Here is a 22,343-nt window from a genome sequence, read left to right on the forward strand (position 1 = left end):
GCTCACATTCATTGGCCATGCTTGAAGCAGATCAAGAGCAAGACAATGAACGAGAGGTTCGCAGCCATGAAGAAGTCACGTACGTTTTGGTCCATCACCGGTGCGCTGGGCGTAGTCGCCATCGGCGCTGGCGTTGCGGTCGCCCAGCCAATCGTCCCGGTCAACGAGACCGTGATCATGCAGGAAAGCGCGGCGCAGCAAGGATTCTCCTCCGTGGAGCGCGTCGCCGAAAAGGCCGAAACCTCGGCCGCGGTGGCCGACTCGGCACAGTCCGCGGTCTCTGCGGTGTCGGCGAAGTCCGCTGTTTCCCCGGTGTCGGCGAAGTCCGCTGTTTCCCCGGTGTCGGCGAAGTCGGCCGTCTCGCCGGTGTCGGCGAAGTCCGCTGTTTCCCCGGTGTCGGCGAAGTCGGCCGTTTCCCCGGTGTCGGCGAAGTCGGCCGTCTCGCCGGTGTCGGCGAAGTCCGCTGTTTCCCCGGTGTCGGCCAAGTCGGCTGTCTCCCCGGTGTCCCCGATGTCGCCGCAGTCCGCTCCCTCGGCTGCCAGCGCCGCCTAACGGACAAAAGACTAGAAGACACGCGGCGGGTGCCGGTTCCGTTCCAGGAACCGGCACCCGCCGCGTTCATGCGCCCGGCAGCGCAGGGCACGTCTTCGTACCCACGCGATGTCTTGCCTGATCACTGCGGGACCGCGGTGGCATACTGTGGTTTGTGAAACCAGAAGACGCCAATGCAAGCCGCTTGGACACGGAAGCCGCCGCCCGGATGTGGGATTCGTACGCAGCAGCCCACCCGGATGCCGTGCGCCTCTGCGCCGAGTATTCGGTCGAACGCTTTGGGGATTCGGCCGAGCTGGCCGATGCCCTGCTGCGGGAAGTTATCCATGGCAGCAAGCGCGCCACCTCGACCCTGGCCCGGGAATTCCTGGACGACGGGGCATCCCTGCCCCGAGTTGGCTCGCACTGGATTGCCTGCGACGGCGAGGGAACCCCAAGGGTCATCTTGCGCAGCATCGAACTGAGATTGGGAACCTTCAACGACGCCGACGCCGATTTTGCCAGGGACGAGGGCGAGGATGACCTGTCCCTGGAAAGCTGGCGGCGTGAACACCGCAGGTACTGGCAGCGCACGGAGGCCGCCCGCGGGCGGAGCTGGAGCGAGGACGACCCGATCGTTTTCGAACGCTTCCGGATTGCCTGGACACCGGCACCTGCCGGCATTGAACCCGAAGCAGCCGGCACCTGATCCGGGCGGGGAATGACAAGCCCGAAACCGAGTTCCATGCGTAGTCATGGGGAGCCGAATCCGAGTGCTGCACGCAAGTTCGGGTAGTTAACTGGTAGCCCCACCTGTTGTCCGCCCGTTGTGGCGGACGTACTCTTCGTACATCTGGAACGCAGCATATCCACAGGGTCCTTGTGGGGAACACAAGGTGGGGCTCGTGCTTGCTGGGAGTGCAATCGATCTGTTGGGTGCCGGATGCAGTATCCAACTCGTCGATCAGAGGGATCCCATGAACAAGATCTTTGCCATTCCCAGCGCAATCTTCATCGCTTGCGCGACCATGCTGGTGGCCCCGGCAACCGCGGCACCGCCGGCAGGCACCCAGCTCTCCGGGGCGATCTTCACCTCGGATGTCACCGGCACTCCGGTCAACCTGAACGTCTACGACGCCAAGGAAGATGTCTACCTCAACGGCGGGCCCGGCATCAACGCTCCCGACGACGCGGCGGGACTGCCCGCCGGAACCTATTCCTTCCAGGTCACCGATCCCTCGGGAAAGGTGCTGCTGTCTTCGGACCCGGTTGCCTGTCGCCAGTTCACGGTGAATGCCAGCGGTGTCATCCAGGACACCTCGCCCTCGGGGGCCTGCGCCCACGCCACCGGGCTCGACGGTGAAGACGGAGGGGCAACCGTCCAGTTGTTCCCGTACGCCGACACCCCGAACAACGGCGGGGTCTACAAGGTCTGGGTCACCCCCACCGACAGGTTGGACTGCTCGGACCGGGGCAGCAAGAACTGTTTCGTGCCGCGCTACAGCAAGGTGGACAACTACAAGGTCCTCAGCGACATGATCGTCGAGATCGACGTGAGGTTCTGGAAGGACGGGGTGGCCATGGACGGCTACGCCGCCACGTGGACCGACACCAACGGCGCCCACAACGTGAAGTTCTCCGAATGGAACCCGGCGGTGTTGGCCTTCCACGAGGCCCACTTCGAGGCAACCGAGCAGGGCACGCACTCCATCCGCGTGGCCAGCCAGCCCGGCTGCACCATCGTGTCCGTCCAGGCGCCCGACGGATCCGCGGCCAAGGTGAAGGGCACGACCTCGGACGTGGCGGTGACCGTCGCGGACCACGCCGACGGCAACCACACCTACTGGGTGGATGTCACCTGCAAGTAGGCAAGCAAGGAAGCGCTCCGGCCGGGTGCCCTTTTCGGGCATCCGGCCGGAGCGCGTCAGGTGCGCAAACCGTGCCGGAGCGTCCGGCGGGACCCGCTGCCGCAACCTCGCCGGCCGCCCGGGCCCGCTGCCCGGCTAGCTCGGTTCCTCGAAGCGGTAACCCATGCCGCGGACCGTGGTGAACCATTCGGCGCCCAGCTTGTTGCGCAGGTAGCGCACGTACACGTCCACGACGTTTGAACCCGGGTCGAAGTCATAGCCCCAGACCCGGGAGAGCAGTTGCTCGCGGCTGAGGACCTGCCCGGGGTTGCGCATGAAGGCCTCGGCCAACCCGAATTCCCTGGCCGAGAGGTCGATCTCGCGCCCGTGCAGGCGGGTGCGGCGGCTGGCGGCGTCAAGCTCCAACGGCCCCACGCGGATCACCTGGTCCTCGGGCACCGCTGCCTGCGGACGCAGCCGCAGGCGCACCCGGGCCAGCAACTCCTCGAAGCGGAAGGGCTTGGCCATGTAGTCGTCCGCACCGCCCTCGAGCCCGGCGACGGTGTCGTCGATGCTTGAACGCGCGGTCAGGATGATGACCGGGGTGTCGACATTCGTGGAGCGGATCCGTGACAGCACCGAGAACCCGTCCTCGTCGGGCAACCCGAGGTCAAGGATGATCAGCTCGAAGTCCCCGGTCTGGGCCAGGTAGCCGCCCTCCTTGCCGGTGTCGGCGACGGTCGGCTGGAAGCCGGAGGACTTCAGTCCCTTGGCAACGAAGGAGCTGATGCGCTCCTCGTCCTCAATGATCAGTATCCGGCTCATCTTCTTCTCTTTCCAGGCTGGTGGGGATCTCAATGACGAAGGTGGACCCGACGCCCACGTCGGAGCTGACCCCGACGGACCCGTGGTGCGCCTCGGCGATGGCCGAGACGATGTTCAGGCCCAGGCCCGAACCCTCGGTGCGCTTGGAGTTGCGGCCACGCCCGAAGCGCTCGAAGATCCGCGATTGGTCCTCGACCCCGATGCCGACCCCCTCGTCGCGCACCCAGAGGCGCAGCACCGATTCCTCGTTGGTGCCGTGGGTGACATTGGTTCCCATGGTAATCGTGGACCCGTCGGCGGAGAACTTCACCGCGTTGGAACACAGCTGCAGCATGGCCTGGGTGATCCGCTGGGGATCGACGTTGGCCACGGCCTCCACGCGGTGCCCGATCCGCCAGGCCCTTTCGCCCAGCGGGCGGGCCCGGTCCAGCAAGTCGTCCAGCAGCGTGCCGATGTTCGTGGGCACGGGTTGGACGAAATCGACGCTGTTGGAGGTGGCCAGGGTGACCAGGTCGTTGATCAGCAGGGACATCCGGTCCAGTTCGGCCAGGGCGATGTCCCGCGACTGGTTCACGTCCACCGGATCGTTGGCGTCCATGAGTTCGAGGTGACCCTGGATGATGGTCACCGGTGTGCGTAGTTCGTGGCCCACGTCGTCCAGCAGCTGCCGCTGGGAGACCATGGCGTTTTCCACGCGGTCCAGCATGGCGTTGACGGTGATCGTCAACTCGGCCAGGTCGTCGCGCCCGACGACCTCGATGCGCTGGGACAAATCGGATTCGGAGATCTTCCGGGCCGTGTCGCGCAGCAGCGCCACGGGGCGCAGGAACCTGCCCACCAGCAGCCATCCGGCGGTTCCCGCGGCCAGCAGGATGACCATCCCGACCACCATGTACATCACGAAGCCGCGGTTCAGTGCCTGCTTCTCGGCCGTGTAGTCGTAGGCGAACACCAGGTGGGCCGGGGTCCGGGGCTGGGTGACGGTCAGCGGTATGCTCACCGCGCGGTAGGTGGACTGGCTGGTCGGCACGGTCTGCAGCATGATCTGCTCGTCCGGTGCGTCGTGCACCGCCCAGGCGACGAATCCCGGGTCGTTTTCCAGACGGGTCTGCACGACCTCGGGGGCGGTCCAACGCACCTTCTGGTTGACCAGGCTCAGCATCCCCTCGTGCCGTGCCGGCAGGGTTTGCTGCATTGCGGTGTACAGCAGCACCTCGGCCGTGAGGGGTTCGGCGGCGGTCGCCAGTTCGGAACTGCGCGCGGTGAGCACCTGGAACTCCTGGACGCTGCGCTTGAGCGAGTCGTCTATGCGGGCGTCCATGGTCTTGACCTGCAAGAGGTAGACCACGGTTCCGGTGACGGCGAAGGCAAGCGTCATCAACCCGAGCATCCCGGCCAGCACCCGGGTGCGGACGGAGAACCCGCGGCGGGCAAAACGGGTGCCTTCGGGCGCGGAGGCCAGTTGTTGGGCGAGCTCGGGGATCCTAATCATCGTCGTCCCCGTCGTCCCCGTCGTCCCCGTCATCATCATCGTCGTCGTCGTCATCATCGTCGTCGTAGGCCTTGGAGGGCGGCAGCGGCTTGACCGGCGCCGACTTGCTGGGCAGGACGGTGGGTTTCTTGGACGGGGGGCTGGTCGTGGGCTTGGGCGTAGTCGACTTCGTGGGCTTGGGCGTTGGCGTGGGCACGGCCGATGGGCTGGGCGTCGCGGATGTCGATGACGGAGTGGCCGGTGCGGTGCCTTGCTCGATCGTGATCCCCGGGCCCAGGTTCACCGCCGGCGGAGCCGAAAGTTCCAGGGCAACCACGTAGGCGCCGAAACCCAGTGCCAAGAGCGCCACCAGCGCGGCCGCGATCTTGCCGATCTTTCCCAATCCCATGAACCCAAGTATGGCCGAGATTGATGAGACCCAAATGAGAGGGAGCCCATGTCGGCGTCGTTTCCCGCAGCAAGCCCCCGGCAACCGGCCAGCCCGTGCAACAAGGTGGATGCGGTTTCCCCGCATCCGGCGCATTGACAGGGGAACGGGGAAGGTCGACCCTGAGGACTGGGACGGCACGGGAAACCGTGGCGGGGGGAGCGTTGGCTGGTTCAGGGGCAGGGCTATGCGAAGGGAACCACGATGAGCGGCTTCGTTGGTATCGAACGAATCCGGCGTGTTTGGCTGGATGCCGTCCAGGCGGGGCCCTCCCTGCTGCAGGGACACCGGATCGCCAGGAACATCCCGAGACTCGAGGAAGCGGCCGGACCCAACTGGGGCCTGGTCGATGCGGCCGGAAGCGGCGGGGTGCCGCTGCGGTTGCTGGTCATCGGGGATTCCAACGTTGCCGGGACCGGGGCTCCCACACACTCCGTGGCATTGACCGGCCAGCTGGCGGTGCGCCTTTCGGCGCGGCGGCACCGCCCGGTGGCCTGGGAAGCCGATGGCGCGAACGGCGCCACCTTGGAACGCATCCGGCATGAAGTGCTCGGACTCATCCAGGAACACGACCCGGACATCGTCGTGCTGGTCGCAGGGGCCAACGACGCGATGTCCGGACGGAGCCCCGCGCATTGGGGCAGTGACCTGCGGGCGGTGCTGGGGGCCTTCCTGGATCCGGGCAGGGACCGGGAAATCGTGGTGGCAGGGGTCCCGCCGTTTCGGTACTTCCCGGCACTTCCGACACCGCTGAACGAGTTCCTGGAACGCCGGGCCAGCCGCCTGGATGCAGTCTCGGCGGGAGTGTGCGCGGAACTGGGGCTGGACTTCGTCTCCTTTGCCGATGATCCGCCGCTCGGGGAGGCCTTCTTTGCCACCGACCGTTTTCATGCCTCGGTGGCTGGTTACGGTCACTGGGCGGAGTTCCTGCTCGAGGTCTTGCAGGACCGCCGTTCGAGCGGTGGCTGAGGCGGCCGGCCCGCAGCAAACGGCAAGTGCCTGCCGCTTCCCCGCAGGCGGGGATGCGACAGGCACCGTTGGTTTTCGGCGCGGAGCCGGGTCAGTAGGCCTTGACGCGCTGCTCCACGATCAGGTGGACGAGGGCGAACTGGCCCTTCTCGTCAATCGCCGAGAGTGCTGCCTCGAGGGCGGCGGGAACATCGGCGTCGTTCTCGACACGGATGCCGAAACCGCCGAAGGCCTGGGCCATCAACGCGAAATCCGGGTTCTTGAGCTGGGTGCCCGAAATGCGTTCCGGGTAGTGGCGTTCCTGGTGGGTGCGGATGGTTCCGTACTCCTGGTTGTCCATGACAATGACCAGCGGGGTGGCGCCGTACTGCGCCGCGGTGGCCAGTTCCTGGCCGTTCATCAGGAACTCGCCGTCACCGGCGATGGTGACCACGCGGCGGCCCGGGAAATTCAGCGAGGCCGCGATGGCGGAGGGCACCGAATACCCCATGGACCCGTTGCGGGCCGAAATCATCGAGGCGTATTCCTCGGTCGGGAAGTAGCGGTGCGCCCAGTTGGTGTGCTCGCCGGCGCCCAGGGTGATGATGGCGTCCTTGGGCAGGGACGGGACCAGGTTGGCCATGAGCGTGTCCATGCGTGCAGGCCCCGCCGAGGGCGTGGCCGGGGGCAGGGCCGCGAACTTTTCCTGTTCGCCGCGCATGCGTTCGGTGAAGGACCTCCACTCGGGCTTGCCGGAGAATTCCATCATGACCAGGTCCCGCACGAAGACATCGGGCTTGGAGACGATCTGGTGGGAGACCGGGCCGGAGCGGCCGCGCAGGGACGGGTCGATGGTGACCAGGAAGTTCTTCTTTGACCAGTCCTGGCGCACCAGGAAGCCGTCGGTGATGACGTCGCCCGGGACGGTGCCGACGAAGATCAGCAGGTCGGTTTCCTCGAGCAGGTCGTAGGTGGGTTTCGGGCGGCCGTAGCCGATGGGACCCACGTAGGACGGGGAGCTGAAGGGGATGTTTCCCTCGCAGCGCCATTCGACGGCTGCCGGGAGGTGGTGTTCCTCGAGCCAGGAGGTCAGCTGGGTGGTTCCTTCCTGGGTCCAGTCGTTGCCGCCCAGGACGAACAGGGGCTTGGAGGATTGCTCGAGTGCGTTCTTGAGTTCCTTCCAGTCGGTCACGGTCATGCCGCCGGTGGCCACCGGGATGACCGGGTGCAGGGCGGGGTCGACCATTTCCCGGATGACGTCCTCGGGCAGTCCGACGACCACGGGGCCGGGGCGTCCGCTCATGGCTGCGAACATGGCTTCGGCCACGATTTCCGAGGCCCGCTCCGCGTGGTCCAGGACCATCACGCGCTTGGCGCCGGTGTCGAACCATCCCTTGATGTCGAATTCCTGGAAGGCCTCGCGGTCCCGGTGGGCGAAGGGGATCAGGCCGACGAAGAGCACCATCGGGGTCGAATCCTGCCATGCGGTGTGCAGGCCGACGTGCGCGTTGGCGGCACCCGGTCCGCGGGTCACCATGGCAATGCCCGGGCGCTGGTGCATCTTGCCGTCGGCCTCGGCCATGTAGGCGGCGCCGCCCTCGTGGCGGCACACGACGGTTTCGATGGGGGAGCGGTGCAGTCCGTCCAGGACGTCGAGGTAGCTTTCCCCGGGAATCACGTAGGTGCGCTCGACACCGTGGGCCACCAGGGTGTCAACGATGATGTGTCCGGCCGACTTCTTGGTCGGCACCTGGACCTCGGCGGGTTCTTGCAGTACTTGGGTGCTCATGCGTCATTGCTCCTTGCTGTCACCGCGGCGAACGGCGACATGTGTTGCACGGCGGTCACGTCATTGTGCCGCGTCGGGTCGAACGAATTCTGAAGTTCCAGCAAATGTACATGATGCTCGGGACCGACCCTAAGTATGGTACGAAATGCTTCTGTCACAATGGGTTGTTGATCACTATGACTTGTTTTTGCTATCGAACCTCCCGGTGAAATCGGGATCCCGGGTTTGGCCTCGCGTCGTCTGAATACCGAGTATGTAAGATGGTCGGAAACATACTGAGTATTTAGGGGTCGATTTGTCAATCAAGCATTCATTGCTGGTCATGCTGGAACAGCAGCAACGCTACGGGTTCGAGCTGCGCGAGGAGTTCGAGCGTTCCACCGGAAGCACCTGGCCGCTGAACATCGGGCAGGTCTACACGACACTGGACCGGCTCGAACGCGACGGTCTGGTCAGCGACCTGGGCACGGACGAACGCGGGCACCGCTACTACGCCATCACCGAGGCGGGGCGGATGGAGGTCGCCGCCTGGTTCTCCACCCCGGTGGCCCCCAGCACCCCGCCGCGCAACGAGTTGGCCATCAAGCTCGCCCTGGCACTGGGAACACCGCGGGTCGATGTCGCCGCGGTCATCCAGACCCAACGGCTCTCGACCATCCACGCCATGCAGGGATACGTGCGTTCCCGGCGCGAGGCCGACAAGGCCAACAAGGCAGAGGACTTTTCCTGGCGGCTGGTCCTGGAATCGCTTATCTACTCGGCAGAGGCCGAGCTGAAGTGGCTGGACCACTGCGAGGAGAAAATGCTGACCATGGCCAAGCCCTCCGTGGCTGGGGCAGGCATCGCGGCCTCGGTGGCCGCACCGGCGCGCACCCGGGAACTCTCGTGAGCGCGCCGGGGAACCGACAGTTGCTGGAGCTGGCGGGCGTGACCAAGACCTACGGCACCGGGGACACCTCGGTTGCCGCGTTGCGCGATGTCTCCTTCAGCGTCGACGAGGGGGAGTTCGTCGCGGTGATGGGCCCCTCGGGTTCGGGCAAGTCCTCGCTGCTGGCCCTGGCCGGAGGGCTCGACACCGCCACCAGCGGGGAGGTGTTCATCCAGGACACGCCGCTGGGTTCGCTGGGCCTGGCCGACCTGGCCCGGCTGCGCCGCCGGGCCGTGGGGTACGTCTTCCAGGACTTCAACCTGATACCCACGCTGACCGCGGTGGAAAACGCCGCACTGCCGCTGGAACTCGACGGCTGGAAGCCGGCCAAGGCGCACCGGGCGGCGCGCAACGCCCTGCGCCAGGTCGGCATCGAACACCTGGCCGGGAGGTTCATGGACCAGCTCTCCGGCGGCCAGCAACAACGGGTCGCCATCGCCCGCGCCATCATTGGCGAGCGCTCACTGATCCTTGCCGACGAACCCACCGGGGCCCTGGACTCGGTGACCGGCAACGGTGTCCTCGAGGTGCTGCGCCAGCGCGCGGATGCCGGGGCCGCGGTGGTCATGGTGACCCACGAGCCCCGGCATGCGGGATGGGCGGACCGCGTGGTGTTCCTCAAGGACGGGCGCATCGTGGACCAGACCGCATTGCAAAACGACCCGGCCTCGCTGTTGGTGAACCGATGATGTTCAAGCCGCGCTCCGGAACCAAGGGACCCACCGGCCAAGCCGGCGGACGCGCCCTGGCCCGCAGGATGGCGCTGCGCGACATCCGCGCCAACAAATCGACTTCGGCACTGGTGCTGTCATTGATCGCTCTGCCACTGATGCTGATGGTGCTGGCCGTGACGCTCATCGACAGCGCCGTCCCCACGGGACCGGAAAACGCGAGCAGGCAGCTGGGCGGATTTGACCTGCAGCTGCTGGGCAGCGAGTACCCCCTCGGTGCCGTGCAGAACCCGAACGACCCCTTCCAGTCCGCCAGCAATGGCGATCCGGGCCCCGAGGAAGAGACAACTGGTGCAGCGGATGTGCCGGCGATCCTGAAACAGCTCGACGAGGGCGCCTCGAGCACCGTGGTGCGCAACGGGTACCTCAAGTTCCCGGGCGCGGACGGCGAGGTGCAAACCGAGGTAACGGTCGGGGAGCTTCAGGACCCGCGTTTCACCGGGCGCTACACGCTGTCGGCCGGTGCCTGGGGCACGGGGGAGTCGGTGGCCATCAACCGGGATCTTGCCGATGCCACCGGGCTGGGCATCGGAGGGCGGCTGGTGCTGGGGGACGCCGGGTACCCGATCAACGGGATTGCGGAGCAGTCAGTCGGCATGGGACTCAGCGGCAGCGGACTCGGGCTCAGCCTGGGGATTGGCGGGTTCGAATCCCCGGCGGTGTTCCTTGCCCCGGGACACCCGATGGCCAAGGAGGCGGAACACGCGTACTTCTCGGTCTTCGTGGAGGGGATGGAGATCGACCTGGAGCGGCAGGCAGCGCTCAATGCCCTGGGGATCGGCAGCTACGCCAGGGACTTCATCATCGACCCTCCCGCCAGTGGCCTGTGGACGGGATCCTCGGGCGACGACGCGAGGGCCGAGGCATTGTTCAGGTTCATGGCGATCTCCACCGTTGGGTTCTTCGTCTTCCTGGAGGTGGGGCTGCTGGCCGGTGCCGCCTTCGCCGTGGGAGCAAAGCGGCAACGCCGGACCTTTGCGCTGTTGGGCGCCAACGGCGCCGACGCCGGGGTGATCAGGTGGATCGGTGGGTACTCGGGGCTCTTCCTGGGCGGGAGCGCGGTACTGCTGGGCACGGGCCTGGGCCTGGCCGGGGCCCGGGGCGTGACCTGGTGGAGCGAGGCGAACGCCGGGGGCTTCCCCGGTTGGCATGTCCCCTGGAGCATCATCGCCGCACTTGTCCTGCTGGGCCTGGCCAGCGCCGTGGTCGCCGCCCTGGTGCCCGCGCGGTCGGTGTCCCGCAATGCGGCACTTTCCGCGCTGCGCGCCGAGGCGAGCCCCTCGGCGCGGCCCAGGATCCCGGTGCTTGGGTTTGTGTTCCTCGGGTTGGGTGCAGCCTGTTGGTCCGTGGCGCTGGTGCTGGGGTTCGGAGCCGGCAGCTACGGAGTGCTCAACGAGCGCGGCAGCCTGGTGGCGGGCGGATTTATTGCCGGGATGGTGCTGTGCACCTTGGGCTTGATGCTCTCGATCGGGTTCATCCTGAGGGTGCTCGGCAACGCCGGGCACAGGCTGCCGCTGGCCGGGCGGCTCGCGGTGCGCGACATCCAGCGCAACCACGGGCGCACAGTGCCCGCGGTTGCCGCGGTGATCGCCGGCACGGCGCTGGCCACGGCATTGGCCCTGGCTGCCGGGCACACGGTGTCCGGTGCCGGGTTTGCGGAGCCCACCAAGCCCCCGAACCTCCAAGCGATCTTCCTCATGTCCGGCACGGAAGAAGACTTGTCTGTCAACGAGAATGATGCCCGGACCAAGGCCGCGGAGGTCATCGAGCAACTCGAACGCTCTGGCCATGCTCCGCTGTCCAGTGCCAGGCAGGGGTCGTTCCATGCAGGCAAACGGCAGCCGGGCACCGGGGATTCCTCCGGGGGGCCGTGGGTCGCGTTGTTGGCACCGAGCAGCATCTGCCGCTACGGACACCAGGACATGGACAGCAGCACCGCTCCGGACCTGGCGGGGTTGGAAGCACGCACGCAAGCCGTGGCGCAGAGCATTTGGGAGTCGGACAGATTCACTGCACGGTACTGCGGGGTGGACGGCAACGGAAGCGGGGCCTCGGTGCATGCCGAGAACTCCGCAACCATCACCGACCTGGCGGGGCTCAAGCTCCTGTTGGACAAGTCCTACACGCCCGCGGCAGGCGAGGCCTTCGGGAAGGGCAAAGCCATCGTCACGGTGCCCGAATTCGTCACCGACCAGCAGCGCGTGGCCTTGGGAATTCCGGACATGGGGCTTCCGGAAGTCGAGCGCGGATACTTTTATGCAAGTCCCGCCGGGGCGCTGCTGGGCATTCCGGTGAAGGATGCCTTCGAGATCGACGCCCTCGAGGTGCGCGTCCCCCACCGGAACGTGCCGCCGGTCATGATGTCCAAGGAAGCGATGATCGGCACCGGGGGATTCATCGCAGACTCGACCCTGCTGGTCGATCTGGGGAAGAGCCTGAACACGGAGGAAATCCGGGCCGTGAACAAGGACCTGGAGCGGCTGGGCGTCAGCCTCGAAACGAGGATCGAGCCCTCGGGAATGGACCGGCTCATGGTGTTGCTGCCCTGGCTGCTGGGCATCGCCGCCGGGCTGCTGGTGCTGGGCACCGTGGCGGTGACCACCGGCCTGGCGCTCGCCGACGGACGGCGTGATGCCCGGGTCATGGCGGGAGTCGGCGCTTCCCTGGAAACCCGCCGCCGTTTCGGGGCCGCGCAGGCCGGATTCACCGCGCTGCTTGGCACGGTGCTGGGAATGCTGCTCGGGGCCATGCCGGTGCTACTGCTGCTCGTCGTCATGGAGGGAACCGTGGATCCGCGGCTGTTGGCGCCGCTGACGGTGCTTGTGGCCGTCCCTCCGTTGGCTGGATTGGTCGGTTGGCTCATGGTTCCGCGCCGCATCCGCGCAGCTAGGATGGGCGGATGACCACAGCTGACAATTCGCCGACCGCCGGCCGCCTGCGTCCCTGGACTGACTCCGGACAAGACCTTGCCGCGATTCTCGAGGCCTTCGACAGCGACGACATGGCGGCGCAGGCCGGGGAACCGCTCGGGACCGAGGCAGCCGCGCGGCGTTGGGTGGCACAGTGGATCGGCCCCGGGAACCAGGGCGCCGTGGCGTTCGCCATCGACGTGGCGGGCAGGGCGGTCGGGCACGTGATGGCCGGCGCGATCGACCGTCGCCACGACACGGCATGGGTCTCGTACTGGGTCGCACCCGAAGCCCGTGGCACGGGATTGGCCTCGCGGGCGACAGCCGGCCTGGCCGAGCACTGCTTCGGGTCCTTGGGGCTCTTTCGCCTCGAACTGGCCTACCGGGTGAACAATCCAGGCTCCGCGGGCGTGGCCAGGAACGCCGGGTTCCGCATCGAGGGCCTGGAACGCGCGAAGCTGCGCTACCTGGACGAACACGGGAACGCGGTGCGCTACGACGTGCAAACCTGCGCCCGGCTGCGCAGCGACGGCCCCGCACTGGTTCCTCCGCTGCCGCTCGCCCCTGCGGGAGCCGCGTAAACCGGGAATCGACGTTGGATGGCAATGGCCCGGAACCACAAGGTTCCGGGCCATTGCCATGACGGAAAAACGCGCCTGTGCCGATGCAGCCTATGCGGTGTAGGGGCTTGGCGGGTACTTTGCCCCGGGTGCCGCATCGGCATCCATCGAGGCCTGGGTGGGCAGGTTGCGCCAGGCGAACCAGCCGTAGATTCCGGCCAGGGCCTGGAAGACCGTGACGCCGAGCAGGGCCAGTGCGGGGTTGGTGTCAAAGAGCAGGGCGACATAGACGATGGCCGATGCGGTGCTGGCCAGCCAGGCCCAGCGGTAACCGCACGCGATGCCGACAAGGGACACGATCAGTGCGGCCTCGGCCGCAAAGGAGATCCACAAGGATGCGGTCCCCTCGGTGAAGATGAACCCGGATGTCAGCATGCGGCCCATGCGCAGGGCTGTGAACACCAGCACCAGCAGCACGCCGACCAGCAGGGACTTGACGCTGAACCCGCGCTGGATGACCTTGCGTCCGAACTTCCCGGAGATCTCGAACTTGGAGAAACGCCACAGGCCGAAGGCCGCCGCCAGCAGGGCAGGCACGGCATAGGCGAGCAGGGATGCCTCGAATTGCAGGGCGATGACCAACGGGCCGGCGAAGACGGCCAGGATCTGTGCCCACCAGCCCAGGTCGTTGCGCCGGGCGAGCACCACCATGGCGATGCAGCTGAGCAGTGCCGAAAGGGCAAAGAGTGCCACCTGGGTTCCGGAATCCGTTCCGGGGGCCTGGGTGAAGAGATTGTAGAAAAGTTCGTCCACGAAGAATGCTGCCTATTCACAAAGAAAATCGGTGGGGGCGGTGCGGTGCCTCAGCTATCGATCGTAGCGCGACTTGACGTGGTGAACCCTATTGGCCGTTCTGGTGTAATCCATCGAACATCATGGTGATGGCGTGCTCCTCGACCTGTTCGGCCGTGACGTTTCCATCTTCCCTGAACCATTCGACCAGGGAGTTGATGGTGCCGAACAGCAACCGGGTGGTGGTTCGCGGGTCGATGTCGCTGCGCAGCGAGCCTTCCCGCTGGGCCTCGACCACCAGGTCAGAGACCTTGCGGTCCACGGCGCGGCGGCGCTGGAGCGCGTCGCGCTCGATCTCGGTGTTGCCGCGCAGCCGCAGCAGCAGCGTCACGTATTGCTGGCGCTTGACCAGGACCCGGATCGTGGAGCGGAGGAAGAACTTCAGGCGTTCCTCGGCGGTGCCCACGCTGGCACGCTCGTCCTCGGCGATGGCCTCGAGCGGCACCAACGCCTCGTCAAGGGCCAAGCGCAGCAAGTCGCCCTTGGAGGGAACATGGTGGTAGATCGCGGACTTGCTGATACCCAGGTTCTCGGCGAGCTTGCCCATGGAGGTGGCGTCGTAGCCGTGCTTGTTGAAGACCTCCACGGCAATCGAGAGGACGGATTCCTGGTCGTATCCGGGGCGACCGCGCTTGGTCGGTGAGGAGTTCGTAACGCTGGCAGTCATGATTCCTCATTCTCTCACGAACGGTCGGTCCGTAAATTCGGCCCGGGATGCCGCCTTGGGGGCGGGCGGTGGCGTGTCCATCGCCCGCCCCCAAGGCGGAGGGGATCGGCCTACTTCTTCTCGCGCAGGTCGTAGATGCGGCGCAGCTTGCCCGAGGAACGGGCCAGGGAGCCGGGGTCCACGACGTCGATCTCGCAGGACGAACCGACATGGATCTTGATTTCCCGGGCAAGTTCCCTGCCGGCGGCGATCGCCCGGTCGGCGTCGCAGTCCTCGCGGCGCTCGATGCGCACCGCCAGCTGGTCCATGCGGCCCGGCCGGGTGATCTCCAGCTGGAAGTGCGGGGAAAGGCCCGGCACCCGCAACGCGATTTCCTCGATCTGGGACGGGAAGAGGTTCACGCCCCGCAGGATGATCATGTCGTCGCTGCGCCCGGTGATCCGGCCCATGCGGCGGTGCCCCGGCCGTGCGGTGCCCGGCAGCAGGCGGGTGAGGTCGTGGGTGCGGTAGCGGATGATCGGCAGGGCCTGCTTGGTCAGCGAGGTGAACACCAGTTCGCCGTGCTCGCCGTCGCGCAGGACCTGGGTCTCGTCGAAGGCRTCAATGATCTCCGGACGGAAGTGGTCCTCCCAGATGTGGCTGCCATCCTTGGTCTCGTTGGATTCGCCGGCCACCCCCGGGCCCATGACCTCGGACAGACCGTAGATGTCGCAGGCATCGATGTCGAACATGACCTCGAGCTCGTGGCGCATTTCCTCGGTCCACGGCTCGGCACCCAGGACCGCGGTCTTCAGGGAGGTCTTGCGCGGGTCGATCCCGGCCCGCTGCATGGCATCGCCGATGGTCAGCAGGTACGTGGGTGTGCACAGGATCGCGTCCGGCTCGAAGTCCTGGATCAGCGTGATCTGCTTTTCGGTCTGGCCGCCGGACATCGGAATCACCGTGGTGCCCAGGCGCTCGGCCGCGGCGTGCGCTCCCAGGCCGCCGGTGAACAGGCCGTAGCCGTAGGCGTTGTGGACCTTCCATCCCGGCTTGACGCCCGAGAGGCGCAGGCAGCGTGCGCCCATCTTGGCCCAGTCGTCCAGGTCCTGCTGGGTGTAGCCGACCACGGTGGCCCGGCCGGTGGTGCCGGAGGAAGCGTGGATGCGGGCGACCTCGTGCTGCGGGACTGCGAACATGCCGAACGGGTAGGTCTTGCGCAGGTCTTCCTTTTCCGTGAACGGGAACTTGGACAGGTCCGCCAGTTCCTTCAGGTCGCTCGGGTGGACCCCGGCGGCATCGTACTTTTCCTTGTACAGCGGAACCCGGTCGTACGCGTAGGCCAGGGTGTCCTGCAGCCGCGTGAGCTGGATCGATTCGATCTGGTCCCGGCTCATGCTTTCTTCCGGGTCCAGCGGGTTGGGCAGTTCGATCCGGGTGGAGGTCTGGGTCATGATGTGGCCTTACGTGCGTTGTTGCGGGAGGTGGGGGAGGGGGGCGTCAGGGACGCTTCGGGATGGTGCGGGAACGGCCGCGGAACTCGGCCAGCACCTCGTCCTCGGCGCCCGGGACGCTCTGCAGGACCTGGATGTCGTAGATCCCGCTGCGCCCGGTTTGCTGGCGGCGGTTGGCCACGGCGGTGAGGGTCCGGCCGGGGATGCCGGGCTTGAGGAAGTTGATGTCGACGCCGGAGGCCACCGTGATGGTGTCGGCCGAGCCGGTGTGCGGGTTGCAGGACATGGCGAACGCGGTGTCGGCGAGGGCGAAAACCATCCCGCCGTGGGCGATGCCGAAGCCGTTGAGCATTTCCCGGCGCAGCTCCATGGAAATGGTTGCGTGCCCGTCTGCCACCTTCAGCACCTCGATGCCCAACCACTTGGCCGCATAGTCGTTTTCCAGGATGGGATGCATCAGCGGTGCATCGACGCCAGTGTCGCTCATGGGGAGCCTCTCAGTTATTTACCGAACGATCATTAGGTAATCCTGAAATGTGAGATAAGTCAAGACGGGAGGAGCCGAAGCCCGGGTTTTCGGGCGACATCCATTCGTCATCAAGGTCCCAACCGGGCCGGTTGCCCAAGGTGCCCGCCGGGTCGGGTCCCAAGGCGGCGGTGGGACGAAAGCCCCTACCCGCCACGGCGCACCCGGCCCAGACTGAAGGCAGGATCAAGTGCGTGACAGCAAAGGAGTTGAAGTCCAATGCGTAGATTCAGGCGTTGGGAAGATTGGGTCGTCGTGGTCGTCGGGCTCGTGATGGCGCTGACTCCCATCTGGTCGGAAGGCACAGGCAACTCGGTGTCGATGCTGATCATCTCCGGGGTGCTGTTGCTGGCCGTCGGGCTGGTCAACCTGGCCGGGCCGAACCTGTACGGGATCGAGGTCGGGCAGGTCCTGGCATCCATCCTGGCCATCATCCTGCCATGGCTGGGCCACTTCAACGGGACAAATGTCCCGGCGCTCACCGCATGGATCGGTGGGGGATTGGCCCTGCTGGCAACCTTCCTGGCCATGAAGCCCAGCATCGACGTCTCGGAAAAACTGCACCACCAAGAGGGGTAGGCGCGGCCTCGGCCGCCTGTGCATCCGCCGGCACAACCGTGTGCCGGCGGAAGCCTGCGTCCTAGGCATTGGTTCCGCGCGGTTCGGGGCCCAGGTGCCAGCTGCGCAGCGGGGAGAAAAGAATGGGCACCGCGGATAGCCCTGCCAGCAGCGCCCACGCCCACAGCACCGGTTGGATCCCGAAGGCGGAAGCCGCAATGCCCCCGGCGATGCTGGCCACCGGCATGATCCCCAGTGTGAAGAAGCGGTTGCCGGCCATGACGGTGCCAAGCCGCGATTCCTCGCACAGTTGCGGGATGACCCCGGCGCCGGCCACGGTCGCCAGCACCAGCATGAATGCCCACAAAAACGACTGTGCGGCCACCCAGGCCAGGGCGGGGCCCGGCAGGATTTCGGCCAGGGCCAGCGCAGCAACGGCCGGCACGCAGCCCAGCGATGCGGCGATCTTCAGCCTTCCGATGCCCAAGCGCCCGAGCAGCCGCGGGGCGATCAGCGAGGCAACCAGGCTGCCGCTTGCCGAGACGGTCCCGACCAGGGCGAAGGTTGCCGCGGAAAACCCCAGCGATGAGATCACGAAGACGGCGAGGACCGAGTTGCCCAGTATTGCCGCGGCATTGAGCAACAGGTTCGACAGCAGCAGCGCGCGCATTGTGCGATGGCCAACGGCCATCGACAACCCCTGGGCGATCGAGCGCCAAAACCGCGGCCTTGGCCCGGCCGCCGGGGGCGTGGCATGGCCGGAGGCTCGGGGCAGCAGGAGCGCGGAGCACAGGTAGCCGAAGCCGCCCAGGACCAAAGCCAGCGGCGCGGCGAGGACCTTCAGCCCCGCGGTTGCCACCGCGGGGGTGCCGATCGAGGCCAGGCTGGAGGCTCGCTGGAGCCTGGCGTAGGCGCCACCGAGTTCGTTGGATCCCACAAGGGACGGGACCAGTGCCCCGCTGGCCGAAGTGAAGAAGACGTCGGCGATGCCCAGCAGTGCGGCGGCCACCAGCAAGTGCCACATGTCCAATGAACCAAGGAGAAAGAGCAATGGGATCGCCAGGATGAGTGCGGCCCGGGCCAGGTCTGCCGCGCGCATGGCCGGAAGCTTGGGGAGCCGGTCGACCAGGGCGCCTATGGGCAGTCCGAGGACCAGGAACGCCCCGAGCCCCAGGGCGTTGAGCAGGCCGACCTCCACCGTTCCTGCGCCGAGGCTTGCCACGGCGATCACCGGCAGCAGGGTCCGGGTGGCGTTGTCGGCGACGGCTTCAAAGGCGTTGGATGCCAGGAGCCGTCGGAAGGCCGCCGGATTTCCCTGTCGCTTCGCCGTTGTCAGTGTTGGTGCGGGGTTCACGGTGGGGGACCTCTCGATCGTGTCAGGTGATTCCTGACAGATTGTCAGGTTAATCCTGACAGCGCAACCCCGTTGATCACGTAGTGTTGGGTTGTGAGCGAACCAGGGGCAATGATGAGTCCGTCCGACCGGATGGCGGATACCGGCCAGTGCAGTTTTTGCGGGCGTGACCGGGAGGCCTGCGGCAAGCTTGCCTACGGGCCGGGCGTCGCCATTTGCTCGGACTGCACGGAAAACTGCGCTTCCCTGCATGCCGGCGGGGTCGCCTCCGAACCGTGGCTTGACATGACCCAAGAGCAGGTGCTGGAACTGCTGCCGCGGATTTCCGCGGTGGCCGCACAGGTCGAGCAACGCCTGGCCGCGTGGGTGGGCGTCGCCCGGGGCAAGGGTGCCAGCTGGGCACGCGTGGGCGAGGCCCTGGCCATGACCAGGCAATCGGCCTGGGAAAGGTTCAAGCAGCCCGGCAGCAATCGGGCCGCAGGGGGCAAACCGTCAAGGCCCCGAGAGCAAGGCTGAGCGACCCGGGGCCGCAGGGCCGCATGTTCCAGGATCGCCAGGCCACAAGGCCCGGCAGGCTACCGGTAGTTGGCCATCGTGTGTTAGCCGTCGGTGCCGCCGGGAGCCGGACGACGGTTAGCGTTCCTCCGGCCCCGGATGGCCTTGCAGGATCCGTGCGTAGAGGTCGCGGATGAACGGTTCCTTGGCCCGGTTGTAGTCCATCACCAGCCCGGCACCGCCGCCGCGTTCGTTGATCCGTTCGGCGGACGCCCGCTTGATGCGCGCATAGGCATCGAGGTCCGCCGGATGGGTGCGCAGCCATTGGCGGAACGCGAGCATGCGTGCGGTCTCGGGGCAGCCCGGCGCAAAGACATGGATGTTGGCTGCCGGCAGCCCGGAGCCCGGGCCGGAAACCAGCAGCCGGTGGCCATACCAGCCGCGCTCGCGGAGGCGGAAGACGAATCCCGCCGCCTCGAGCAGGGGCACGTAGTGGTCCTCAAGGTCCGGGTCCTCGACCGTCAACACCACGTCAATGACCGGCTTGGCCCAAAGCCCCGGCACCGAGGTGGAACCCAGGTGCTCGAGGGCCAGGGCCCGGGAACCCAGCGCGTCGCGCAGGCGCCCGGCGAGCGCGTCGAAGTCGCCGGCCCAGTGCGGCGAGGCGGGCACCACATGCACGGGGGCAGGGGACGGTTCCCCATGGATCCACTCGACGCCACCGTCATCGGACTGCGGGCTGCGCAGCAACGGCAGGTGGGGCAGCACGCAGAGGTAGCGGCGGCGACCGGGCCAGCGGGAATCGGGCGGTGAATCGCCGGCGTGGAACCCTGCGGCCCGGTAGAAGCCGATGGCGTCGTCATCGGTGCGGGCTACAACCATGGCGGCCTCGTCGCCCTGGATCCGGTGCACCAGCGCGGTGGCAAGCCCCTGGTTTTGCAGTGCCGGGGCCACGGCGAGGTATTCGATCTCGACCGCGAAACCGTCGATGCGCCGGTAGGCGGCCAGCGCCGCAGGTTCCCCGCCCGCATCGGGCGCAACGAGCAGCTCCAGGTCCTTGATTTCCTCAACCACGGCGTCGAGGTCGGCGCCGGTGGCGCCGGAAGCCGCGGTGAGCAGCGCCCGGAACGCGGGGTTCGTGGCGAACCCCGCGCCGGACGTGCTGGTTATTTCCGGTGTGCTCATGCGCCTTCGGGGTTCAGGCCCAGGGTGTCCAGAGCGAAGGCGTAGTCCCAGGCGCGGGTCTTCCAGCCCTCGTAGCGGCCCGAGGCGCCGCCGTGCCCGCCGTCCATCTCGATCTTCATCACGATGGGTGCGGTGCCGGTGGTCTCCTCGCGCAGCTTCGCCACCCACTTGGCCGGCTCCACGTAGAGCACGCGGGTGTCGTTTAGCGAGGTGACGGCGGCGATCCGCGGGTAGGGCAGGGCCGCGACGTTCTCGTAGGGGGTGTAGGACTTCATGTAGTCGTACACCTCCTTCTCCTCGATGGGGTTGCCCCATTCCTCCCATTCCAGGGCCGAGAGCGGCAGGTCCGGGTCCAGGATGGAGGTCAGTGCGTCGACGAAGGGGACCTGGGCGATGATGCCGGCGTAGAGCTGCGGGGCCAGGTTGGCCACCGCGCCCATGAGCAGCCCGCCGGCCGAACCGCCCAGGGCGACGATGCGCTTCGGGTCTGCCCATCCGGATTCCAGCAGGTACTTGGTGGCGTCCACGAAGTCGGTGAAGGTGTTCTTCTTGGCCAGCTTCTTCCCGTCCAGGTACCACTGCCTTCCCAGTTCTCCGCCGCCGCGCACGTGGGCGATGACGAACACGACGCCGCGGTCCAGCAGCGAGAGCCGCGGGATGCCGAAGCCCGGGTCCATGGACATCTCGTAGCTGCCGTAGCCGTAGACGAGCACCGGGTTGGGCGATTCGTTGGTGATCTCCGCGCGGCGCAGGATGGTCAGCGGGATCCTGGTGCCGTCGGCCGCGGTGGCCCACTCGCGGGTGGCGCGGTAGTTGGCCGGGTCGTAGTTGTTGACCTGGGTCTGCTTGCGCAGGGTCAGGGTGCCGTCGGCGAGCGTGTAGTCGTAGACGCGGGCGGGGGTGAAGTCCGAGGTGTAGGAAAGCCGGATCATCGGCGCCTCGAGCTCCGCGTTGGCCAGCGAGCAGGTGTAGAGCTCCTCGTCGAACGCCGGTTCCACGGCCGGGAGCTGGGTTGCGGTGCCCAGGCCCGCCAGCGGGAGCACCTGGATGCGTTCGGTGGTGTCCTGGCGCACGGAGATGACCAGGTGGGTGGCCGTGGCGGCGGTGCCTTCGACCTTGACGGTGTCGCGGTGCTCGATCACCGTGTCCCAGCGCTGCTGCGCGTAGGGCAGGGCAAGCTGGTCGGCGCGCAGCAGCGAGACCATGTTGTTCAGGGCCTGGCGGTCGTGCGTGATGACGTAGGCGCGCTGCCCGTCCAGGGTGACGGGGTCCGCGGTGTGCAGGATGCGGTGCTCGCGGGAGACCAGCATGGCCGGGACCGCCTGCTCGTCGAGCAGGTCCAGGGTGCGGGTCTCGGAGTATTCGGAGTTGCCGATGGAGATCAGCAGCTCGGTGCGGTCCGCGGAGAGGTCGAAGCCCAGCCACATGCCCGGGTCGTCTTCCTGGAAGACCACGGTATCGTCGGCGGGGTCGGTGCCCAGGGTGTGGACCTTGATCTGGTGGGGGCGCCAGGAATCGTCGACCACGGTGTAGAAGACCCGGGTTCCGTCGGGGGAGAACACCAGACCGTAGAACACGTTTTCGATGGTGTCCGGGAGCAGCTGCCCGGTGGACAGGTCCTTGAGGCGCAGGGTGAAGCGTTCGTCCCCGGCGTTGTCCTGGGCGTAGGCCAGCAGGTTCCCGTCCTCGCTGACGGCCATCCCGCCCAGGGAAAAGAAGGGCTTGCCCTCGGCCTCCCGGTTGCCGTCCAGCAGCACCTGCTCGCCGGCGATGGCCACGCCCGCCTCGATGGCCGGCGGCGTCCAGTCCGCGGCCAGGTCCCCGGTGTCGGTGGCCGCCACGCGGCAGTGGATGGCGTACTGGGAGCCTTCGGCGGTGCGGGTGAAGTACCACCATCCGCGCTTGCGGGCGGGGACCGAGAGATCGGTTTCCACGGTGCGGGCCTTGATCTCGTTGAAGATCGCCTCGCGCAGCGGCGCCTGGTTGGCGGTGACCGCCTCGGCGTAGGCGTTCTCGTCCTGAAGGTGGGCCCGGACCGCGGGGCTGTCCTTGTCCCGCAACCATTCGTAGTCGTCAGTGAAGGCATCCCCGTGGTGAGTGCGAACGGTGGGGACCTTGGGGGTCTGCGGGGGGACGGGTGCGTGCTCGGCGTGGCTCATGCTTCCATTCAATCCGACTTGCCGCCCATTGGGCCCATGGCTTCGCCCAACGCGGACAAAACCACACCGGAGGGAGGCAACGGCACGAGCCAGCGGTCCCTGGGCCCGTGAGGCCCCTGGACCCCTG

Annotated in this window: 21 protein-coding genes; 9 read left to right on the forward strand and 12 right to left on the reverse strand. The window is 67.1% G+C overall.

Translation table 11 applies throughout. From position 1 onward, the window contains the following. Nucleotides 1-8: 8 nt before the first annotated feature. Nucleotides 9-485, reverse strand: coding sequence for a hypothetical protein (locus BLJ79_RS01040; protein ID WP_071212806.1), 477 nt, complete (start codon nt 483-485; stop codon nt 9-11). A 275-nt stretch (nt 486-760) separates the two neighbouring features. On the opposite strand from BLJ79_RS01040, the gene BLJ79_RS01045 reads away from it, so the two are divergent. Next, the gene (locus tag BLJ79_RS01045) at nt 761-1,240 is read left to right on the forward strand and encodes an ASCH domain-containing protein (protein ID WP_071212807.1); all 480 of its coding nucleotides are present in this window, start codon (nt 761-763) and stop codon (nt 1,238-1,240) included. 268 nt (nt 1,241-1,508) lie between these two features. Further along, nucleotides 1,509-2,399 (forward strand): hypothetical protein, encoded by an 891-nt coding sequence (locus BLJ79_RS01050; RefSeq protein WP_071212808.1) that lies wholly within the window; start codon nt 1,509-1,511, stop codon nt 2,397-2,399. Nucleotides 2,400-2,534: 135 nt separating this feature from the next. On the opposite strand, the gene BLJ79_RS01055 is transcribed toward BLJ79_RS01050, so the two are convergent. Genes BLJ79_RS01055 through BLJ79_RS01065 form a run of 3 tightly spaced genes read right to left on the reverse strand, consistent with a single transcriptional unit; the run spans nt 2,535 to nt 5,083 of the window. Continuing rightward, nucleotides 2,535-3,203 (reverse strand): response regulator transcription factor, encoded by a 669-nt coding sequence (locus BLJ79_RS01055; RefSeq protein WP_071212809.1) that lies wholly within the window; start codon nt 3,201-3,203, stop codon nt 2,535-2,537. After that, nucleotides 3,181-4,695 (reverse strand): sensor histidine kinase, encoded by a 1,515-nt coding sequence (locus BLJ79_RS01060; protein WP_083410916.1) that lies wholly within the window; start codon nt 4,693-4,695, stop codon nt 3,181-3,183. Before BLJ79_RS01060 ends, BLJ79_RS01055 begins: the two co-directional genes overlap by 23 nt. Next, on the reverse strand, nt 4,688-5,083 hold the full coding sequence (locus BLJ79_RS01065; protein WP_071212810.1) for a hypothetical protein: 396 nt from the start codon (nt 5,081-5,083) through the stop codon (nt 4,688-4,690). Before BLJ79_RS01065 ends, BLJ79_RS01060 begins: the two co-directional genes overlap by 8 nt. 243 nt (nt 5,084-5,326) lie before the next feature. Between BLJ79_RS01065 and BLJ79_RS01070 the strand changes: the two genes are divergently transcribed. Beyond that, the gene (locus tag BLJ79_RS01070) at nt 5,327-6,091 is read left to right on the forward strand and encodes an SGNH/GDSL hydrolase family protein (RefSeq protein WP_071212811.1); all 765 of its coding nucleotides are present in this window, start codon (nt 5,327-5,329) and stop codon (nt 6,089-6,091) included. Between the two features lie 91 nt (nt 6,092-6,182). Here BLJ79_RS01070 and BLJ79_RS01075 read toward each other — a convergent pair whose 3' ends face one another. Continuing rightward, a complete protein-coding gene (locus BLJ79_RS01075) occupies nt 6,183-7,859 on the reverse strand; it encodes a thiamine pyrophosphate-dependent enzyme (protein ID WP_071212812.1) in 1,677 nt (558 codons plus the stop codon). A gap of 295 nt (nt 7,860-8,154) precedes the next feature. On the opposite strand from BLJ79_RS01075, the gene BLJ79_RS01080 reads away from it, so the two are divergent. From BLJ79_RS01080 to BLJ79_RS01095, 4 genes are read left to right on the forward strand one after another with little or no spacing between them, the layout of a single operon-like run. Beyond that, entirely contained in the window at nt 8,155-8,748 is a 594-nt protein-coding gene (locus BLJ79_RS01080; protein ID WP_071212813.1) for a PadR family transcriptional regulator, read from the forward strand. Then, the gene (locus BLJ79_RS01085; RefSeq protein WP_071212814.1) at nt 8,745-9,476 is read left to right on the forward strand and encodes an ABC transporter ATP-binding protein; all 732 of its coding nucleotides are present in this window, start codon (nt 8,745-8,747) and stop codon (nt 9,474-9,476) included. Before BLJ79_RS01080 ends, BLJ79_RS01085 begins: the two co-directional genes overlap by 4 nt. Then, nucleotides 9,473-12,421 (forward strand): FtsX-like permease family protein, encoded by a 2,949-nt coding sequence (locus BLJ79_RS01090; protein WP_175475357.1) that lies wholly within the window; start codon nt 9,473-9,475, stop codon nt 12,419-12,421. Before BLJ79_RS01085 ends, BLJ79_RS01090 begins: the two co-directional genes overlap by 4 nt. Further along, complete coding sequence (locus tag BLJ79_RS01095; RefSeq protein ID WP_071212816.1) at nt 12,418-13,008, forward strand: GNAT family N-acetyltransferase; 591 nt, start codon at nt 12,418-12,420, stop codon at nt 13,006-13,008. Before BLJ79_RS01090 ends, BLJ79_RS01095 begins: the two co-directional genes overlap by 4 nt. Before the next feature lie 90 nt (nt 13,009-13,098). Here the strand turns inward: BLJ79_RS01095 and BLJ79_RS01100 are convergent, their stop codons facing one another. The 4 genes from BLJ79_RS01100 to paaI form a co-directional block, all read right to left on the reverse strand. After that, the gene (locus BLJ79_RS01100; RefSeq protein WP_071212817.1) at nt 13,099-13,800 is read right to left on the reverse strand and encodes a nicotinamide mononucleotide transporter; all 702 of its coding nucleotides are present in this window, start codon (nt 13,798-13,800) and stop codon (nt 13,099-13,101) included. Nucleotides 13,801-13,888: 88 nt separating this feature from the next. After that, the gene (locus BLJ79_RS01105; RefSeq protein WP_071212818.1) at nt 13,889-14,506 is read right to left on the reverse strand and encodes a TetR/AcrR family transcriptional regulator; all 618 of its coding nucleotides are present in this window, start codon (nt 14,504-14,506) and stop codon (nt 13,889-13,891) included. Between the two features lie 110 nt (nt 14,507-14,616). Then, nucleotides 14,617-15,939, reverse strand: a complete 1,323-nt coding sequence (locus BLJ79_RS01110; protein ID WP_071212819.1) for a phenylacetate--CoA ligase family protein — start codon at nt 15,937-15,939, stop codon at nt 14,617-14,619. 46 nt (nt 15,940-15,985) lie between these two features. Then, a complete protein-coding gene (gene paaI / locus BLJ79_RS01115) occupies nt 15,986-16,426 on the reverse strand; it encodes a hydroxyphenylacetyl-CoA thioesterase PaaI (protein WP_071212820.1) in 441 nt (146 codons plus the stop codon). Nucleotides 16,427-16,684: 258 nt separating this feature from the next. Here paaI and BLJ79_RS01120 point away from each other — a divergent pair, with 258 nt between their 5' ends. After that, nucleotides 16,685-17,044: an SPW repeat domain-containing protein gene (locus BLJ79_RS01120; protein ID WP_071212821.1), complete on the forward strand. Its 360-nt coding sequence runs from the start codon at nt 16,685-16,687 to the stop codon at nt 17,042-17,044. Between the two features lie 61 nt (nt 17,045-17,105). On the opposite strand, the gene BLJ79_RS01125 is transcribed toward BLJ79_RS01120, so the two are convergent. Further along, the gene (locus tag BLJ79_RS01125; RefSeq protein ID WP_071212822.1) at nt 17,106-18,377 is read right to left on the reverse strand and encodes an MFS transporter; all 1,272 of its coding nucleotides are present in this window, start codon (nt 18,375-18,377) and stop codon (nt 17,106-17,108) included. Nucleotides 18,378-18,509: 132 nt separating this feature from the next. Here BLJ79_RS01125 and BLJ79_RS24010 point away from each other — a divergent pair, with 132 nt between their 5' ends. After that, nucleotides 18,510-18,893, forward strand: coding sequence for a ClpX C4-type zinc finger protein (locus BLJ79_RS24010; protein WP_071212823.1), 384 nt, complete (start codon nt 18,510-18,512; stop codon nt 18,891-18,893). A 117-nt stretch (nt 18,894-19,010) separates the two neighbouring features. Here BLJ79_RS24010 and BLJ79_RS01135 read toward each other — a convergent pair whose 3' ends face one another. Beyond that, a complete protein-coding gene (locus tag BLJ79_RS01135; RefSeq protein WP_217641771.1) occupies nt 19,011-20,057 on the reverse strand; it encodes a GNAT family N-acetyltransferase in 1,047 nt (348 codons plus the stop codon). Continuing rightward, complete coding sequence (locus tag BLJ79_RS01140) at nt 20,054-22,216, reverse strand: S9 family peptidase (RefSeq protein ID WP_071212824.1); 2,163 nt, start codon at nt 22,214-22,216, stop codon at nt 20,054-20,056. The genes BLJ79_RS01135 and BLJ79_RS01140 overlap by 4 nt, the downstream gene beginning before the upstream one ends. Between the last annotated feature and the right edge of the window lie 127 nt (nt 22,217-22,343).

Origin of the sequence: Arthrobacter sp. UCD-GKA (assembly GCF_001863355.1) — a bacterium.
Lineage (GTDB): Bacteria > Actinomycetota > Actinomycetes > Actinomycetales > Micrococcaceae > Paeniglutamicibacter.

Excerpts from the sequence above, each read along its gene's own strand:
- BLJ79_RS01105 (WP_071212818.1), bottom strand. The coding sequence starts at position 14,506 with ATGACTGCCAGCGTTACGAACTCCTCACCGACCAAGCGCGGTCGCCCC.
- BLJ79_RS01090 (WP_175475357.1), top strand. The coding sequence starts at position 9,473 with ATGATGTTCAAGCCGCGCTCCGGAACCAAGGGACCCACCGGCCAAGCC.
- BLJ79_RS01120 (WP_071212821.1), top strand. The coding sequence starts at position 16,685 with ATGCGTAGATTCAGGCGTTGGGAAGATTGGGTCGTCGTGGTCGTCGGG.
- BLJ79_RS01045 (WP_071212807.1), top strand. The coding sequence starts at position 761 with ATGTGGGATTCGTACGCAGCAGCCCACCCGGATGCCGTGCGCCTCTGC.
- BLJ79_RS01070 (WP_071212811.1), top strand. The coding sequence starts at position 5,327 with ATGAGCGGCTTCGTTGGTATCGAACGAATCCGGCGTGTTTGGCTGGAT.
- BLJ79_RS01055 (WP_071212809.1), bottom strand. The coding sequence starts at position 3,203 with ATGAGCCGGATACTGATCATTGAGGACGAGGAGCGCATCAGCTCCTTC.
- BLJ79_RS01140 (WP_071212824.1), bottom strand. The coding sequence starts at position 22,216 with ATGAGCCACGCCGAGCACGCACCCGTCCCCCCGCAGACCCCCAAGGTC.
- BLJ79_RS01050 (WP_071212808.1), top strand. The coding sequence starts at position 1,509 with ATGAACAAGATCTTTGCCATTCCCAGCGCAATCTTCATCGCTTGCGCG.
- BLJ79_RS01135 (WP_217641771.1), bottom strand. The coding sequence starts at position 20,057 with ATGAGCACACCGGAAATAACCAGCACGTCCGGCGCGGGGTTCGCCACG.
- BLJ79_RS01060 (WP_083410916.1), bottom strand. The coding sequence starts at position 4,695 with ATGATTAGGATCCCCGAGCTCGCCCAACAACTGGCCTCCGCGCCCGAA.
- BLJ79_RS01095 (WP_071212816.1), top strand. The coding sequence starts at position 12,418 with ATGACCACAGCTGACAATTCGCCGACCGCCGGCCGCCTGCGTCCCTGG.
- BLJ79_RS01065 (WP_071212810.1), bottom strand. The coding sequence starts at position 5,083 with ATGGGATTGGGAAAGATCGGCAAGATCGCGGCCGCGCTGGTGGCGCTC.
- BLJ79_RS01075 (WP_071212812.1), bottom strand. The coding sequence starts at position 7,859 with ATGAGCACCCAAGTACTGCAAGAACCCGCCGAGGTCCAGGTGCCGACC.
- BLJ79_RS24010 (WP_071212823.1), top strand. The coding sequence starts at position 18,510 with ATGGCGGATACCGGCCAGTGCAGTTTTTGCGGGCGTGACCGGGAGGCC.
- paaI (WP_071212820.1), bottom strand. The coding sequence starts at position 16,426 with ATGAGCGACACTGGCGTCGATGCACCGCTGATGCATCCCATCCTGGAA.